Genomic DNA, 15,761 nt, shown 5'->3' on the forward strand with positions numbered 1-15,761 from the left:
GGGGTTCCTTCCTTACATCGGGTTCTGTGGGCGCCACGGTTCGATCAGCGCGTCGAGGTTCAGGGCATCGGCGAAATCCAGGAACTGGTCGCGCAGCCAGCTGATTTGAACACCGGGCGGCAAGGTCACGGTGAACGTGGCGTTGAGCATGGTGCCGCCGGTTTGCGGGGCCTGATAGGTGTCGCAGGTCAGGTTTTCGAGTTCAACGTTGTGGTCCATGAAGAACTGGCACAGCTCGTTGATGATGTCCGAGCGGTAGGCCGAACTGACATAAGCCACGTACGGCAGTGCTTGCGGGCGAGTCTCAAGTGCCGCGCTGCGCACAACATTGACGTTGAACGCGTGGCGTTTGGCCAGGGAGGGCAGGCCGGCCTCAAGGCGGGCCAGGGCGTCCCAGCTGCCAGAAATTTCCAGTACCAGCGCGCTGCATTCGCCGTGGCGAGTCAGACGAGAGGTCACCACCGCGCAGCGATTTTCATGGCTGGCCCGGCACAGGACGTTAGTCAGCTCCATGGGATTGGCGCCGAGTGCACTGATGACAAGGAATTGTTCGCGGACTGTGGGGGTGGACATGCAGCCTTCCTAAAACGATGAGCGGTCAGTACGGTCGATGACGTGCGAGTCGAAAATCAGGCCCTTTATAAACAGCAAAAGCCCGCCAGCAGGCCGTTTCAGGCAATTTGCACACGCGGCAAACTGCGTTCTGTGGCGTGGGGGCAGGGTGTGAAATGCTGACATAAAGGCCCGTAAAACAGACGTTCGCACACATCAGTACCAATCAAAGGATGAAGGGTAGCGAAAAGCAACGCTAAGGGGAATGCTCATGAGGCGCGCTGTTGCTTGTGCAAGGGTCATGGCGCCAGTACCATTACGGCTCTCTTTTTCCGGCAGGAGCGGTTGCATGATTGTGGGCAGTATGGTGGCACTGGTCACACCTATGGATGCACAAGGACGTCTTGATTGGGACGCTCTGAGCAAACTGGTGGACTTTCACCTGCAAGCGGGCACCAACGCCATTGTTGCCGTTGGCACCACAGGTGAATCAGCAACTCTGGATGTGAACGAACACATCGAAGTGATTCGTTACGTCGTCAAACAGGTGGCGGGGCGTATTCCGGTGATTGCCGGCACAGGCGCCAACTCGACACGTGAAGCGATCGAACTGACCTCCAACGCGAAGACCGCGGGCGCAGATGCTTGCCTGCTGGTGACGCCGTATTACAACAAGCCGACCCAAGAAGGCTTGTATCAGCACTTCAAGGCCATCGCCGAAGCGGTTGATATCCCGCAGATCCTCTACAACGTTCCGGGCCGTACGGCGTGCGACATGCTGCCAGAAACCGTGGTGCGCCTGTCGACAGTGAATAACATCATCGGCATCAAGGAAGCCACCGGCGACCTGAGCCGAGTGCGCGCCATCCTGGACCATGTAAGCAGCGATTTCCTGGTGTACTCCGGTGATGACGCCACGGCTGTAGAGCTGATGCTGCTCGGCGGCAAAGGCAACATCTCGGTGACCGCCAACGTTGCCCCGCGTGACATGAGCGAGCTGTGCGCCGCTGCGATGCGTGGCGATGCTGAAACGGCCCGCAAGATTCACGAAAAACTGATGCCGCTCAATAAAACCCTGTTTATCGAATCCAACCCGATCCCCGTGAAGTGGGCGCTGCATGAGATGGGCTTGATGCCAGACGGTATCCGTCTGCCGCTCACCTGGCTCAGCGAAGCCTGTCACGAACCGCTGCGGCAGGCCATGCGCCAGTCCGGCGTCCTGGTTTAATTGAGGAAGCATTACGCATGAAGCGATTGGCCGGACTTTCCGCACTAGCCGTGATTATTTCAAGCACCAGCGGCTGCGGTTGGCTGTGGGGCCCAGATGGGTACTTCCGGGACCGTGGCAGCGACTATTTGCAAGCTCAAGAAACTGCACCGATGAAACTGCCGCCGGGCGTTGTCACTGACAAGCGCCTGGTGCCGTTGTTGCCGATTCCGGCCAACGTGCCGGATGACAACGTCAAGGGCGAGTTTGAAGTACCCCGTCCACAACCTTTGGCGGCGATTACCAGCTCCGGCGACTACAGCCTGCAAAAAACCGGCGACAGCCGTTGGGTGTTGGCGCAGCACGTGCCGTCCGAGGTGTGGTCGGTTGCGATGCAATTCTTCCAGGACAACGGCTTCCGTATCGACGAGCAGCGCCCACAAACCGGCGAGTTCACCACCGCTTGGCAGCAGGCTGGCGAATTGTCCTCGCCGATTGCCCGTCACGTGACCAGCAGCGGCTTGGCTGCCGACAGCGAAACCCGTCTGCGGGTGCGCATCGAGCCAGGCGTGCAGCGCAACACCAGCGAAATCTACGTGGTCAGCGCCAACCGCCCGGCGGGCAGCACCGCCAATGTTGATTTCACACAGAACTCGGTGAACACCGGTCTGGATGCGGGCCTGGTTGACGAAATGCTGATCAGCATGAGCCGCAGCGCCGAGAAGGGCGGTTCGGTGTCGTTGCTGGCAGCCCGTGACTTCGATACCCCGGCGCGTGTCACCCTGAGCGAAGACGGCAGCGGCAACCCTGTTCTGAGCCTCACCGAAGACCTCGATCGTGCCTGGTCCAGTGTCGGTCGTGCACTTGAGCAAGGCGATTGGCGCGTTGAAGACATCAACCGCACATTGGGCCTGTACTACATCAACCTGGCGGAAAAAGCCGAGAAGAAGGACGAGAAACCTGGTTTCTTCTCCGGCCTCTTTGGTGGCAAGCCGAGCAAGGAAGAAGTTGAAGCCCGCGCCCAGCGTTATCAGGTTCGCCTGAGCAAGGTCGGCGACAGCGTACAAGTGACGGTTGAAGAGAACATCAACAAGAGCGCATCGCCAGAAGTGGCGCGCAAAGTGTTGAGCGAGATTCAAGACAACCTGGGCTGATTTTATGCGTTTTGCCGTTCTCGGCAGTGGTAGCCAAGGGAATGGCACGCTGATAGCCAGCGACAGCACCTATGTATTGGTCGATTGCGGTTTCTCGTTGCGAGAAACCGAGCGCCGCCTGGTTCGGTTAGGCGTCAGCCCGCACCAACTGAGCGCGATTCTGGTAACCCACGAACATGCAGATCATGTGCATGGCGTGGGTTTGCTGTCTCGGCGCTACAATTTGCCGGTGTATATGAGCCGTGGCACTCAGCGCGGGATGCGCAAACCACTGGAGCCGGCCGGTTTCGTGGCCGATGGTGAGACGCTGCAGATCGGCGCCCTGACCATCAGTGTGACTCGTGTGGCGCATGATGCTCAGGAGCCCACCCAATATGTGTTCAGTGATGGTCAGCGGCGCTTTGGCTTGTTGACCGACCTGGGTTCCTATTGCGCGGGCGTGCTGCACAGCTACCGCGATCTGGATGCGCTGATGATCGAGGCTAACCATTGCCGCGACCTGCTGGCCCGTGGTCACTACCCCTACTTTCTCAAGCAGCGAGTGGGTGGTCAGGAAGGACATTTGAACAACCATCAGGCCGCAAACCTGGTGGCCGAGTTGGGCTGGAAAGACCTGCAACACCTGGTGCTGGCCCACCTCAGCAGCAAGAACAACCTGCCGCAGCTGGCCCGACAATGTTTCGTCGACACCCTTGGGTGCGACCCGGACTGGCTGCAACTGGCGGATCAAGATTCAGGGCTCGACTGGCGCACAATCGCCTAGCCCACCTACTTAGCATGCGGAGCCCATCATGGAAAAACGTGAAGAACTCTATCGCGGTAAAGCGAAATCGGTTTACAAGACTGACGACGAAAACCGCTTGATCCTGTTGTTTCGCAACGACACCTCAGCATTTGATGGCAAGCGTATCGAGCAGCTCGATCGTAAAGGCATGGTGAACAACAAGTTCAACGCCTTCATCATGCAGAAACTCGAAGCCGCCGGCGTGCCGACGCAATTCGACAAACTGCTGGGCGACAACGAATGCCTGGTTAAAAAGCTCGACATGATCCCGGTTGAATGCGTTGTGCGTAACTACGCCGCAGGCAGCCTGGTCAAGCGTCTGGGTGTTGAAGAGGGCATGAAGCTCAACCCTTACACCTTCGAACTGTTCCTCAAGGACGACGCCAAGGGCGACCCGTTCATCAACGAATCCCACGTAGTGGCATTCGGTTGGGGCACAGCCGAGCAACTGGTTCGCATGAAAGAACTGTCGCTCAAAGTTAACGACGTGCTGAACAAACTGTTCGACGACGCTGGCTTGCTGCTGGTCGACTTCAAACTTGAATTCGGCGTATTCCACGACGGCACCATCGTCCTGGGCGACGAATTCAGCCCGGACGGCTGCCGTCTGTGGGACAAAGCCACTGGCAAGAAAATGGACAAAGACCGTTTCCGTCAGGGGCTGGGCGACGTTATCGAAGCCTACGAAGAAGTTGCAAACCGCCTCGGCGTCCCGCTTTAAGCTGTAAAAGCGCGCAAGCAACTGATAGCACGCGATTTTTTTGAAAAAAGGCTTTGCCTGAAATCAAAAGCGTTGTTATGATGCGCGCCGTTGGAGAGATGCCAGAGTGGCCGAATGGGACGGATTCGAAATCCGTTGTACTGGCGACAGTACCTAGGGTTCGAATCCCTATCTCTCCGCCATACAAATGAAAGCCCCGCAGATCAAGGTCTGCGGGGCTTTTTAGTTTTCCGATTGTACTACTCTGTTGTACTACTGATGCCATCATGTTTTGAAGTGGTACAACCCGGTTCGCGTTTGGGTTGGGTGGTGATGAGTTTGTTCTGTGCGGGGGGCGGGTCTTGTGAGGTCCGTCACGCAGTTTTAACTGATCCTGCTAACGGAGACTCGGGATGTAGGATGTACGCTCGTCCGCGGGCAGATAAAGTCACTTCAGCCCCCCAGCTACTTGGGAAAATGTCTATGAGGCTCGTGCTGAGTAAATCATCAATAGCTGCTTTACACACCAGCCGTGGCAGCTCTACCAGTCGGTAAAGCTCGCTGGCGTAGGTTGGAATATCCCTCTCCGCATTCTGGGTAATGACTGTCAAAACCTTCTGTGTAGCCTCATTGAGATGTGGTAGAGAAGGGTTCTGCCTGTCTCTTAAAAATCGCACGCTTCCTGATAGTTCTCTGATGACGCCTAGAAGGAATGCTACTACAGCTATTGCAGCGACAAATGCCGCCACAAGTAACCAAAGAGGCGCTGTAATCGGCTGAGCCATCCAAGCGAGTGCGGCTAATGCCCAAGTCCAAGCTGTGGAGATTAAAGGGCTAATTGAAGGCCAAAGATCTGTCGCCAGCATCTTGCTTGCGCCACTGATGGCTCCCAGAAAGAGTGTTGTAATAATTGCCCCGAGCGATAACAGAACTTTTTTGCGTTTTAAAATCATCTCTTCACCGCGTTCACGATTGATCTAGATATCACTACAGATGCTACCAGAGTGGCCATTATTTTAATGGCATGCTTGTTGGCTTTCTAATGGCGGGAGTAAGTCGTGAGGATCAATGTCTTGCCGAGAGTCGGCGTCTTGACCGAGGCAAGGTAGTATCAGCAAAGGCAGAGGGGGGCGAGAGGTGCAAGCAGAAGCAATCTGTCCGGACGAATCACGCCCCTGCCAGCTTGCACCAAAATTTCAGTGGCATCAGTCAAGCTGTGTAATGTGTATTGCACTGAGATTTAAGTTAACAACAAACAGGAAACTTTCACTCTCTTTCCAGACGAGCTTGCTCATCATCGCTGCCAAGCAAAGGTGGCTCGCTCCCCGATGGAAGATCCTCGGCCCTTGACTGAGTAGCCCATGTGATTTTAGTTATCTCAGAAATACGATCAACTATGGGTTTCAAGTTTCCCCCCACCTTCTTGAGCATCACGCTACCCTCTACAGTTAGACCGTAGAAATGGTCAAGATCCGACATCTTCTTATGCATCTCTGATTGCAATTTCTCAAGACGCTTTAAGAGGCGGCGTTTATGCTGGTCTTCCAATTCTTCATTGGTTGCGATGAGTTCTCGTAGCTCGTTTATGAGAGTTTGGATGCGTGCAACGTCACCTTCAGTGAATTCGTAAGCGAATGTAGATGTAATAATTCCTGCAAATTTCTTCTTCAATGATTCAAGTTTATGACTAGCCAACTGCTGATCTAGCTCATTCAAAACATTGGTTAAGAAGATTGAAATTGATAAGCAATCGCCATCTCTGTCGCCCTCTATATAGCCCGGGGATGCAATGAATTCAATTAGCCCTGCCTCCTCCATTGTTGAAATTAGAGCAAACCCTTCCAAAAGGAGTTCATGTTGCAAAGGTCCCCATGCAATGGTGTGCTTAACTTCGCTGATAACGAAATTACAGGTCGCGACAGCAGCCTGCAATGGATCGCTATGTATGCTATCAATTATTTCGTTTGGAATTCCCATAAGCCTTGTCCCTGTCAAATTTGAGAGAAGATAAGGGAGTAGAGGCACTTTGTCATCACTTATTGATTTGCTTACAAAATCCCTCAAGCACCCCCGCCAAATTTTCGGTGCACTTCTAGCCCGGACAGGTGTTTCGACTGAAAAAAATAATGAGACGGCCTGCTGCATGAACCACTTAGCAGGACACGGCTGGCCTATCTGAAAGGTGTCGCAAAATAGAAATAAGTCTGACGTTCTCGAAGCCCAGAGACGACAAGACCCCCGCGCTGGCGGGGTCTGGGGTGGCGTGTAAACCTTTCAGGCGGAGTACGATGGTTCAGCAGTGGTTCACACAGCCGCATCTTTAGCAGGGAAGTGGAGGGCTAGGTTCTTCATGACACGACTCACTTGCATTGACGACCATTGTCCGCCTCGACTTGTGGTGATGCTCTTATTGTTCAGACAGTCAGCAACTTGCTGTAGTGTTCGTCCACCTCTTCGGATGCACAGGTCGATAGGATCACGTACCGACTCTTGCCACGAGTTCACACGATCTTGAACAGCTTCACTGGCCTTGGTTCGGTTGGCATCTGTACGGCCTTTCTTAAGTGCCTCAGAGCGGCGTGCAATCTTATCAATAGACTGCGCATCACCTTCATCAGCACGCTTCTGGAGGGCTGCCAGAGCTTCCTTAGTTCGACTGGCGATGAATGAGCGTTCCTGTTCGGCCAGTGCTGCAAACAAGTGAAGTTGGAATTTGTCGGCCTGTGGCATGGTTGCCACTTTGAAATCCATCGTCTCATCCAACAGACGTGCAATGTGGTGAACCGAACGGGATAAACGATCCAGCTTGGCAACTACAAGTTTTGCCTTCGTCTGTTTGCACAGGGCCAAAGCCTTGGCACCTTCGGGGCGATCCTCGATAGCCAACTTACCCGACACAACGTCCACGAACTCACCAACGATGTTCCAGCTATTCTGTTGGGCTGCACGAGCGATGTACTCGCGTTGAGCTTCAAGACCCAGCCCGCTCTCACCTTGCCCATGACTGGACACACGGCAGTAGCTCACTACGTCGATTGTGTTGGTGGTAGTGATACTGGTCATGATCTCGCCCTCTGAATTCTGCCTGAGAGCAATAATAATATATCATGAATGGTCGTTCTAGAAATGTTATATGCATTTTCTGCTGTCATTCATGCTCTGATCTTGAGATTTCTGCCATAATTTCAGATGCGTTCCTATTGAGAGCTTTTAACGCGACTCAAAATGGATGGAGCGGCTGAAACTCAAGCACTGGATGGGCTGACCCTCCTCAGATGCGACTTGGTAGAAAAAAACAACGGTTTTCTCATTAAAAACTGTTTTCTGCTGCGATAAGCGGCCTTTGCTACGCACAAGAAAGCTGAAGGCCCCGTAGAATCAGGGCTACAGACGTTCTAGAATAAATATCTGGCTGTGAATTTGCCAAATAGCCGAGGTTTACTGGGGGTTTCCAGAGGTTTTCAAGGGGTTTTTGTACGCGTATTACAGCGTGAGATGCACTTGAAAAGTTGTCATGATAAGATGGCAATATGACACTACAGGATGTAATTTTCATGAAAATGGCTGCTATTACCCTAGCGCTTTTAGCAAGTACGTCAGCTTGGGCAAAACCGGACAAAACAAACGATACTGTAATTAATGATCGATTTTTCTTGACGGACGAATGCGACAAGTACTTAGACTCAGTCCAAGACAATAAGAAAGTAATTATCTTCAGAGCCACCCCAACTTTAGTAATAAATGATTCATTACACTACATTACCGCAGGCGAGACCTTGTTGGCTGATCTGGAACCCCTCCTTAAAAAGAGCGGCATACATTACAACGAAGAATTCACAGCAGCTAAAACAACACTGCACGGCAAATTTAATATGCTAGAGGACTTTGTAGGAGATGAGAATTATTCACCTGAAAAATCTAAGGCGGAAGAAGCTGAGCTAATAAATTTTTTAAAAAATGAACACGATGATATAAGAGCAGCGACAACTAAATACTTGACTTGCAGCCTGATCGCCAGTGGCACTGGATTTGGCCAGAATGCAGAGTACTATAAAAGATACATAGATTTTGTGGCTACTCGTCCTTCAAAGGCAGAAGTTGGCTACTTTGAGGTGTCAACCAGCAAAGCATTTGCAACCAACGAGATTGGAACTGGCAATAAGTATGCAGAACCTAAGCAATGGGAAGGATCACGGTTTTTCGTTGTTGATGCCTCATTCAAGAACGTCGACACAGAGTCGCGCCTTCCATCTGGGGGCAGTTTATTTATAAACTACAACGGGAAAGAGTACGAATTCGACACTGTTGAACCTATTATGCTAGAAGGCTATAACATCTGGTTTAAAAGTATAAATCCACTAATTACGATGAAAACTAAAATTGTCTATCGCATTCCTAATGAAGTGAGTGGGGAAGTATTTTGGAGGCCAGGAAGAAACCCATCTGATACTCGCCTTTGGGTAGGTAAAGTTACATCAGTAAAGTAGTAAGCCCTGTGGATTGAATTCCTAGCGTGATGATCAAACTACGAACAATGGTTCGCTTGAGGCCACTGAAGCAGCGGCTACCAAGGCAGCGGGACTGAAAACGCACATTGCTGCGTCCACAGAAAATGGCTGTAAGCCACGTAATATAAGGGCTTCAAGCGAATCGCACCGTGTGCGTTACACTTCTACTGCATGCATGCATGCGTTTGTTTCAGAACGGCACTGGGTCGTAATCATGATCCAATGATGCTGGGACGGTGTACAAGGCGTCTAGAGCAACGTAAGGCAGATCATGATTCATGTCTTCAAGGAACGACTCTGTTACGTTCAGGGGAGCTTGCAGAGGCTTGTCAACAACTAGCAAAAGGGCTGCTGTTGGACGGTATAGCTGCGGACTTGCTAATGCCTTGGCGTACATTGCGTCGATGATCGAAGCGACGGTGTGGACTGGCCGTCCATGCAGCATGTCAAAAATCAATCGTAGGTCGATGACGTCAAAGCTGAAGTTGTAACTGAAGCGCCGCCCTGTATTGGCAAGCAGGAACTGGATGCGTTCAAGGGCGGGTAACAATTCGGGTCGATAGCTGTTGCCGATGCGTTCCCATTCGCTCAGGAGAACACTGGTATCGTTGTGGTAGTCGAGCCACACACGGAAATCACCCACAGGATCCTTACCTTCAAGCTGGCGCCGGATACCACCTAGAATACGAGCTGACGCTGTTCCGATTATCTTCAAATGCTCTGCATGATCAGGATTGGCTGGGTCGAGATTATCAATCAGCCACGAATAGTGTTCTTGCCGCTTACTAGGCTCGATCTTGCGGGATCGGACAACAGCCTGAACCACGTCCTCTCCGATTAACTGGATAACGCGTTGCAACACCTCTGAGACGCTATCGTCTTTGGACACTGCGAATCGCGGCAAGATCTCTGTACGGGGGATTGAGGTGCCGCCGCTGTAGTGGTTTGTACCGTGAGAACGATTGAGTGCCATTGGTGCAATGACAAGATTGTCAGCTCTGAATAGGCCGACTGACGTTTTGCCTCGTACAGGGGCAATGTGGGAAAGCTCAAACGGATCTTCACCCATACTTTTGCGTAGACCATAAGCATTCATCTTCTGACAACTTGCATATACATCGTAAAGATCTTCAAGCTGTTGCTGGTCGAAGTCATGATAAATCTGGATGGTGCGGGCTCTGATAGCCTGACGGGCAAGCTCGTAGAAGAATGGGGAAGTGCTGGCGCTGGCAATCTTCTTAACGCGACGAGCTATGTTGTGGGAAGTGGTGCGGCATGAAGGGTTACAGAATTTCGCTGTCTTGCTTCTGGTGCGAAAGCGCTTCTTGCACTGAGGGCATGTCGGGCGGCGTTCAGTTGTTGTTCGGGTTCTTGCAGTCATTGTTATAGGCTCCATTATGGTTGGCGTTTATAGGATTTTGGGCTTTGGGGTTGCACGGATCAGAGTGAAAGCAGCGAGCGTTGCAATAACGTCGCCGCTTCTGTACTGAGAACACGTGACCGCAATGATTACATGTACAGGTCTTGTTCATTCTTACCTCTCAGATGATGGGAACTAGGATTTGTCAGATGTGGTAACAGCGTTACTTGGAAAGTTCCAGACGAACACGAGCTTCGATAGCATCGCGTTGAGCCTGACGCTCTGCTGCTAACTCTTTTTCAACCTGACGATCAATCGCAGCCTCTTCAAGTGCTACTTGACGCTCTACAATCAGGCGATTACTTTCATCAAGCTCGCGCCTGTACTCGGCTTCAACTGCTGCATGAATCACTTTAATGTCAGCTTCTTGCTCTGCTTGTGGCTTATAAAAATAGATGTGGTTAGAAGTACCAGCGTATGGCATCGTCCCAAGCTCGTGCAGCGTGTAGCCCTCTTCAATCTTGGCTAGGTACACAGGAATAAGCTGGGCTGGAGCCAGAACAAGCTCAGAGATGTAAGCACCTACCACCATCTTGCCGATTGGTCTGCCTGTTTTTGGGTCAGTGTCGGCGTGGGCATCGTATCCATGTTGGCGGTTGTTGTAGGAGGCTATAGCGGCTTCCTTGAGGGCGTTAAGTTCTTGTTTACTGGGTTTGCGTAGAATAGACATGATTTGTCTCCTGTATGTTTAGTTGTAAGTACATGGCTGTGATGTATTCAGCAGCTACGAGTTGGTTTGCACGATCTGTGTTTGTTAGCAGTGGAACAAGAGCCGCTTTGGCTCTAGCCCGGTATAGACGCATGTAGCATTTATGTGAGCAAACGGTTTTATCTTTGCGGCGGTATGTCATTGATTGCCCGCAGACCGGGCAGGTGGAAACGTGAAGTATGGCCATTATTAGCCCTCCGAAGTTAGTGAGATGATTTTGTGAAGACGAAAAAAAGAGAGAGCGTTTGGAGGCGCCCTCTCTAGTTGCGATGTTCCCTGAGAGACACCGTTTGCAGAAATACGAAGTTACACTCTAGCTGGAGGATACCGATTGGAGGCGGCTTAACAACTAAGGAGTAACTTCATCTCTGCTTACATATCTATGTTATCACGGAAGTTGTAGAAGTCAATGCCGGGGGTTGCAATTAGCCAAATAAAAGTGTACAGCTAGTGAGCTAGCTGCTAGTTACGCCCTCAACTACTAAGCCAGTTGCAATATTAATAAATGCTTCGCCATTCCACTGCAGATGTTTCCGCCCCAACTCCCCTGATTCGTAACGCGCTTCTTGCTCAAGGAATGCAGCGGATGCAGCTTTAAGGTCGCAGGGAAGGGAGTTTGGAAATGGCTACCAGTTTCTGTGCTGTTGTAGCACCTTGGCTGTATACGTCGAAAGTTACAGTTCCTGTTTCATGGCCAATCAACTCTGCAATGAGTTCACTTCTTACATCTGCTCTGTGAAGCTGTGTGACGACCGTTTTACGAATGGAATGGAACACATGTTGACTACCAAACCCCTGTGCTTCTTTGAGTCTGCCAAATGCCTTGGAAAGAGCATCAGATCTGATACCGTATTTGTTCATGTTATCAGATGGTACTAGATATCCGTCCTTGGATTGCTCAACCAAACGGTCAACTAGGGTAGCTAGGGCAGGGTGTATTGGTACAGAGCGGATGCCTGCTGCTGTCTTCGAGTCGACAATGTCGAAGCTCTTTATGCCGTCTGGTTCAATGACGTGCTCTGCCTTCAATTGGCATAGCTCTTCGATGCGAGCACCGGTGTATGTGCCAAGAAGAATAAGATCGGCAAGGGTGGCATGCCCCCCGATTGACGCTGCTGCATGTAGTTTGGCGATGTCTTCCAGATTGAAATCTTTTCGCTGAGCGTCTGTTTTGGCCTTTCCCCTAACCTGTGGCAGATCATGATTTTCGAAGGGGTTTGCACGATCCTTGAAGTCTTCTCGCCACCGGACATCGTGCTTCATTGCCCACCGCCAGAAGACGCTTCCGGCCAGTAGATATTGTGTGAGCGTCTTACTGGTCAACTTGAGGGAGTCCAGCCAAGCTGATACAGCGTCAAAGTCGAGACTACGTTCTCCCGCTTTCAAGAAATCGGAAAGTTTCTCCAGCTTTGATTCCTGCTGGTCGATGGTCTTCGCTGCAATGGCTCGACCTTGCCGGTGCTCACGGAATATTGCCAGTCGGGCCTTGTTAATTGGCGACTTTGATTTGTAGCTGGACGGGTCTTTCGTCAACGTCTCCAGCTCTGTCCGTTGCTGTGCGGTGAGCTGATGGCGCCTCATGAGCTGGAGTGGCACCATTCTCTTGAACATGTTGGCGAGAAAATCTTCATGCTGCAGGTCGCCGGTCAGCCCATTTGCCCTTTTGGTTTTGACGAGCGTGGTGATGATTTCAACCAAGTCAGGATCAGCCATAATTTTGGCTAGCATTTTAGGGTCTGCTGCTGGCAGGTCTGGCACCGTCTCTCCAATCAGTTTGCGCTTCTGGTCGGTAGCCAATTGGTCGAACTGTTGTAGTTGAGAAATGACGCTAGTTTGCCATTCCTCGGGCAGCGCTCTTTTCTTTCGCGCTGCTGCAAATGCTGCTTTCCAGTCTGAGAGTATGCTCAGGCGTCGATTCATCGCCTCGGATCGTAGTCCGGTCTTCAATGATTGGATGAGAACCGTTTTTCCACCCATTGCCTTTCGCACATCAATAGGTACTGCCAGCCGCACATACCAAGTGGACTCGCCTTTCTTTTGAATCAGATTGTCAGCCATTGGTACGCCGGTAGGGTAGGTAGGTGATACGGCAGATTGTACTACTCGATTGTACTACTATCGGGTCGTAAAGCCCATGTATACGGCAGGCATTGAGGCTAAACGACGTTTATGGTGAGTCCCTATCTCTCCGCCATACAAATGAAAGCCCCGCAGATCAAGGTCTGCGGGGCTTTTTTGTTTTCTGGTTGTATGCTTTGTACCCACCCTCAAAGGCTCGATCAAAACCGTATTCGATATCAACCAAGAGCCAGTAGATGAAGTGCAACCGTATCAGGGAGCAAGAACGCTCTGTGATTAGCCGTGGCGCACTTCGTTTAATAACTCTGGGTGGTGATCAAGCAGCTTCAACAGCTTGACCAAGGCCAGAGGCGGTTTGGTTTTGCCGTTTTCATAGCGGGAAAATGCGTTTACGCCGCCTCCGAAAATCTCGGCGGCTTCGCGTTGATCGAGGTCCAGCTTTTTACGCACAGTGGTAATAAAGGCTGGATCAACAATCGAGGCATTGACTTGCTTGTTGAAGGTCAGCATTGCGCCGCTGACACGACTCGATTGGCTGGCATCCAGTACTGCTTCACCGCAAGCCGGGCAGAACTCGCCAGTCACTTGCGGGATCAGTGTGGATTCGCTCTTGTAGGTATAAGGCAGATCTCGGGTGTCATGCACCAGTTCTGCCGCACCGCAAGATGGACATTTCATGTTCATAACTCCTTGAAAGACACGATGAGTACATCATCAATGATCGTGAGTTTCAGATAGACCTCGCCAGCGTGAGTGTTACGCCGGTATACGTCTTGCCAGATTTTGTGATCGGCATGCGTGGTCATGCTTTTATAGAAATCAGTGGGGGCTAATGCCAGAACCACGCTGACGATGCCGTCAAAGTCAAAGCCCAGGGCTGCACCGCCGATCAGTGCTGACTGGGTAGAGCGAACCTTTCCTGCTTCAATCAAGGCTTTGACGGTGTGCAGCTTGCAATGCGGGGTCTTTTTCTCCATGGGCTGAAATTAACCTACTTGGTTTTATTTGGCAAATAGGTTAATTGTGTCAGCGCTGCATTCGTCAATGTTTTTTTGATTTTTTGGCTTAGTCTTGTTCCGCTGACCCGGCTCTATCACCCAACGGATCAGCAGATTCGACATGCTGCCCTTAACCTCTTTCAGCCCCCACCTGCAAGTCAGCCGGCTCTGCCACCAAGTTATTGCTCACATTGCGCCCCAGCACCAGCACGGTGGCAAAGCCGCAGCCGACCAGTGCGGTGGCGAGGCTGAATAGCATCGCGCTGCCCATTTGGTCGACGATCTGGCCGCCGAAGAATGAGCCCAGAGCAATAATCACCTGGAACAAGGCGATGAACAGCGGCATGCCGCGTTCGACGTCTTTGGGGGCGACGACGAACATCCAGATGCTGGCGCACGTCGGGAAGGCACCGAAGGCAAAGCCCCAGAGTGCGATGAGCATGACGGCACCGGTCATGTGGGTGGCGAAAAGGGGGAACAGGGCGGTGCTGGCGCCGATCATAAGTGCCACCAGTAGCAGGGTGTAGCGCACGCTGCGGTTGGCCGCGAAGCTGGCAAAAAAGTTACCCAGAACCCCGGCCGCGCCGTAGAGCAGCAACAGGGAACCAATGGTCGGTCCATCGAAGCCCGAGCTGTTTTTAAAGAACGGCGCAACGTAGGTGTATGCCGCAAAGTGGGCCAGGCCGATGAGCAATACGGCGATCAGGCCAACCCGGGATTTCGGGTTGATAAACAAGGCAGGCAGGTCGCTGACCAAAATGGCCTTTTCCGGATTGAGGCGCGGCAATAGAAAAATCTGCGCCAGCAGCACCGGCAAGCCCAGCAGCGCGGTGATCAGGAACGTCATGCGCCAACCCATCAGGCCGCTCAGCCAAGTACCCACGGGCACACCCAACACGGTGGCCAGCGTCACTCCGAACATGATGATTGAGGTTGCCTGGGCGACGCTCACGCCTTTGGGGGCCAGCCTGCCGCTGAGTCCGATTGCGGTCGCCCAGAAGCCGCCGATGCTGATACCCAGTAATGCGCGGCCTAACAGCAGCAAATTAAAGTCGCTGGCGACGGCTACTACCGAGTTGGCGACAATCATCAGTAGGGTCAAGCCGATTAGCAGATAACGGCGGTCCATGGCGCCGATACCGACGGACAGTAAAGGGGCGGCGAGCGCCGCCATGATGCCGGGCAAGGTTACCATCAGCCCGGCGTGGCCTGCGCTGATGCCAAGGTCGGTGGCGACGTCGTTGAGCACGCCCACCGGGAGAAATTCGCTGGTCACTAAGGCAAAGGCGCCTACGCAGACCGACAGAATCGCCATCCACTGCTGTTTGACGCTTTGCTGATTATGTTCGGGTAGGCCGCTGGAGGCCTGGCTTGCGCTTGGCATGGAGTGGGGTTCCAGGATGGATATCGCCTGAAGCCAGGCGAGGAGGGAATTGGGAGACGATTATATGAAGCCATTTCGGCAAGCGGGCAGGCGGTCGTTTCGATAGTGATCATCAGTGTAATTAATGCGATGACCCGGTTGCTTTCGCGAGGTAGAACAGTGGCTTACTGAGCGACGGATGTTTGCACGTGTGACAAATATCTCAGGGTTGATGCGTCAATCGCTTGACGAAATATTTTTGACTGTCATTTTTCTGAACATGAACA

15 protein-coding genes and 1 tRNA gene are annotated in these 15,761 nt (G+C 52.1%); 6 read left to right on the plus strand and 10 right to left on the minus strand.

Annotated elements, in window-relative coordinates:
* Positions 1–12 precede the first annotated feature (12 nt).
* Positions 13–573, minus strand: coding sequence for a glycine cleavage system protein R (locus tag ACJJU9_RS07260; RefSeq protein ID WP_048368689.1), 561 nt, complete (start codon positions 571–573; stop codon positions 13–15).
* Between the two features lie 328 nt (positions 574–901).
* Here ACJJU9_RS07260 and dapA point away from each other — a divergent pair, with 328 nt between their 5' ends.
* The 5 genes from dapA (at position 902) to ACJJU9_RS07285 (ending at position 4,600) form a co-directional block, all read left to right on the plus strand.
* Positions 902–1,780 carry a 4-hydroxy-tetrahydrodipicolinate synthase gene (gene dapA / locus ACJJU9_RS07265; RefSeq protein ID WP_407730338.1) on the plus strand — a complete coding sequence of 293 codons (879 nt, stop codon included), beginning with the start codon at positions 902–904 and terminating at the stop codon, positions 1,778–1,780.
* A gap of 17 nt (positions 1,781–1,797) precedes the next feature.
* The gene (gene bamC, locus ACJJU9_RS07270) at positions 1,798–2,913 is read left to right on the plus strand and encodes an outer membrane protein assembly factor BamC (protein WP_153333853.1); all 1,116 of its coding nucleotides are present in this window, start codon (positions 1,798–1,800) and stop codon (positions 2,911–2,913) included.
* A 4-nt stretch (positions 2,914–2,917) separates the two neighbouring features.
* Positions 2,918–3,676 (plus strand): MBL fold metallo-hydrolase, encoded by a 759-nt coding sequence (locus ACJJU9_RS07275; RefSeq protein ID WP_048368686.1) that lies wholly within the window; start codon positions 2,918–2,920, stop codon positions 3,674–3,676.
* 28 nt (positions 3,677–3,704) lie between these two features.
* A complete protein-coding gene (purC, locus tag ACJJU9_RS07280) occupies positions 3,705–4,418 on the plus strand; it encodes a phosphoribosylaminoimidazolesuccinocarboxamide synthase (protein ID WP_048368685.1) in 714 nt (237 codons plus the stop codon).
* Positions 4,419–4,510: 92 nt separating this feature from the next.
* Positions 4,511–4,600: transfer RNA gene (locus ACJJU9_RS07285), tRNA-Ser, on the plus strand.
* Between the two features lie 171 nt (positions 4,601–4,771).
* Here the strand turns inward: ACJJU9_RS07285 and ACJJU9_RS07290 are convergent.
* The 3 genes from ACJJU9_RS07290 to ACJJU9_RS07300 form a co-directional block, all read right to left on the minus strand.
* Entirely contained in the window at positions 4,772–5,350 is a 579-nt protein-coding gene (locus ACJJU9_RS07290; RefSeq protein WP_407730339.1) for a hypothetical protein, read from the minus strand.
* A 313-nt stretch (positions 5,351–5,663) separates the two neighbouring features.
* On the minus strand, positions 5,664–6,374 hold the full coding sequence (locus tag ACJJU9_RS07295) for a hypothetical protein (RefSeq protein WP_407730340.1): 711 nt from the start codon (positions 6,372–6,374) through the stop codon (positions 5,664–5,666).
* A 327-nt stretch (positions 6,375–6,701) separates the two neighbouring features.
* A complete protein-coding gene (locus ACJJU9_RS07300; protein ID WP_407730341.1) occupies positions 6,702–7,460 on the minus strand; it encodes a recombinase family protein in 759 nt (252 codons plus the stop codon).
* A gap of 491 nt (positions 7,461–7,951) precedes the next feature.
* On the opposite strand from ACJJU9_RS07300, the gene ACJJU9_RS07305 reads away from it, so the two are divergent.
* Positions 7,952–8,884, plus strand: coding sequence for a DUF4352 domain-containing protein (locus tag ACJJU9_RS07305; RefSeq protein ID WP_262123772.1), 933 nt, complete (start codon positions 7,952–7,954; stop codon positions 8,882–8,884).
* A gap of 211 nt (positions 8,885–9,095) precedes the next feature.
* Here ACJJU9_RS07305 and ACJJU9_RS07310 read toward each other — a convergent pair whose 3' ends face one another.
* The 6 genes from ACJJU9_RS07310 to ACJJU9_RS07335 all read right to left on the minus strand — a co-directional run bounded on the left by ACJJU9_RS07310 (position 9,096) and on the right by ACJJU9_RS07335 (position 15,495).
* On the minus strand, positions 9,096–10,286 hold the full coding sequence (locus ACJJU9_RS07310) for a hypothetical protein (protein ID WP_407730342.1): 1,191 nt from the start codon (positions 10,284–10,286) through the stop codon (positions 9,096–9,098).
* A 202-nt stretch (positions 10,287–10,488) separates the two neighbouring features.
* A complete protein-coding gene (locus tag ACJJU9_RS07315) occupies positions 10,489–10,995 on the minus strand; it encodes a hypothetical protein (RefSeq protein WP_262123774.1) in 507 nt (168 codons plus the stop codon).
* Between the two features lie 633 nt (positions 10,996–11,628).
* Positions 11,629–13,092 carry a tyrosine-type recombinase/integrase gene (locus ACJJU9_RS07320; RefSeq protein ID WP_407730343.1) on the minus strand — a complete coding sequence of 488 codons (1,464 nt, stop codon included), beginning with the start codon at positions 13,090–13,092 and terminating at the stop codon, positions 11,629–11,631.
* A gap of 297 nt (positions 13,093–13,389) precedes the next feature.
* Positions 13,390–13,791 (minus strand): type II toxin-antitoxin system MqsA family antitoxin, encoded by a 402-nt coding sequence (locus ACJJU9_RS07325; RefSeq protein ID WP_153374516.1) that lies wholly within the window; start codon positions 13,789–13,791, stop codon positions 13,390–13,392.
* Between the two features lie 2 nt (positions 13,792–13,793).
* Positions 13,794–14,090: a type II toxin-antitoxin system MqsR family toxin gene (locus ACJJU9_RS07330; protein ID WP_407730344.1), complete on the minus strand. Its 297-nt coding sequence runs from the start codon at positions 14,088–14,090 to the stop codon at positions 13,794–13,796.
* Between the two features lie 151 nt (positions 14,091–14,241).
* The gene (locus tag ACJJU9_RS07335; RefSeq protein WP_407730345.1) at positions 14,242–15,495 is read right to left on the minus strand and encodes an MFS transporter; all 1,254 of its coding nucleotides are present in this window, start codon (positions 15,493–15,495) and stop codon (positions 14,242–14,244) included.
* Between the last annotated feature and the right edge of the window lie 266 nt (positions 15,496–15,761).

The organism is Pseudomonas helleri, assembly GCF_045830615.1.
In the GTDB taxonomy this organism is placed as follows: Bacteria; Pseudomonadota; Gammaproteobacteria; order Pseudomonadales; family Pseudomonadaceae; genus Aquipseudomonas; species Aquipseudomonas helleri.

What these genes read in the sequence shown, in the direction of transcription:
- ACJJU9_RS07295 (WP_407730340.1), bottom strand. Translation starts at nt 6,374, where the DNA reads ATGGGAATTCCAAACGAAATAATTGATAGCATACATAGCGATCCATTG.
- ACJJU9_RS07310 (WP_407730342.1), bottom strand. Translation starts at nt 10,286, where the DNA reads ATGACTGCAAGAACCCGAACAACAACTGAACGCCGCCCGACATGCCCT.
- ACJJU9_RS07320 (WP_407730343.1), bottom strand. Translation starts at nt 13,092, where the DNA reads ATGGCTGACAATCTGATTCAAAAGAAAGGCGAGTCCACTTGGTATGTG.
- ACJJU9_RS07300 (WP_407730341.1), bottom strand. Translation starts at nt 7,460, where the DNA reads ATGACCAGTATCACTACCACCAACACAATCGACGTAGTGAGCTACTGC.
- ACJJU9_RS07290 (WP_407730339.1), bottom strand. Translation starts at nt 5,350, where the DNA reads ATGATTTTAAAACGCAAAAAAGTTCTGTTATCGCTCGGGGCAATTATT.
- bamC (WP_153333853.1), top strand. Translation starts at nt 1,798, where the DNA reads ATGAAGCGATTGGCCGGACTTTCCGCACTAGCCGTGATTATTTCAAGC.
- ACJJU9_RS07315 (WP_262123774.1), bottom strand. Translation starts at nt 10,995, where the DNA reads ATGTCTATTCTACGCAAACCCAGTAAACAAGAACTTAACGCCCTCAAG.
- ACJJU9_RS07275 (WP_048368686.1), top strand. Translation starts at nt 2,918, where the DNA reads ATGCGTTTTGCCGTTCTCGGCAGTGGTAGCCAAGGGAATGGCACGCTG.
- ACJJU9_RS07335 (WP_407730345.1), bottom strand. Translation starts at nt 15,495, where the DNA reads ATGCCAAGCGCAAGCCAGGCCTCCAGCGGCCTACCCGAACATAATCAG.
- ACJJU9_RS07325 (WP_153374516.1), bottom strand. Translation starts at nt 13,791, where the DNA reads ATGAAATGTCCATCTTGCGGTGCGGCAGAACTGGTGCATGACACCCGA.
- ACJJU9_RS07330 (WP_407730344.1), bottom strand. Translation starts at nt 14,090, where the DNA reads ATGGAGAAAAAGACCCCGCATTGCAAGCTGCACACCGTCAAAGCCTTG.
- purC (WP_048368685.1), top strand. Translation starts at nt 3,705, where the DNA reads ATGGAAAAACGTGAAGAACTCTATCGCGGTAAAGCGAAATCGGTTTAC.
- dapA (WP_407730338.1), top strand. Translation starts at nt 902, where the DNA reads ATGATTGTGGGCAGTATGGTGGCACTGGTCACACCTATGGATGCACAA.
- ACJJU9_RS07260 (WP_048368689.1), bottom strand. Translation starts at nt 573, where the DNA reads ATGTCCACCCCCACAGTCCGCGAACAATTCCTTGTCATCAGTGCACTC.
- ACJJU9_RS07305 (WP_262123772.1), top strand. Translation starts at nt 7,952, where the DNA reads ATGAAAATGGCTGCTATTACCCTAGCGCTTTTAGCAAGTACGTCAGCT.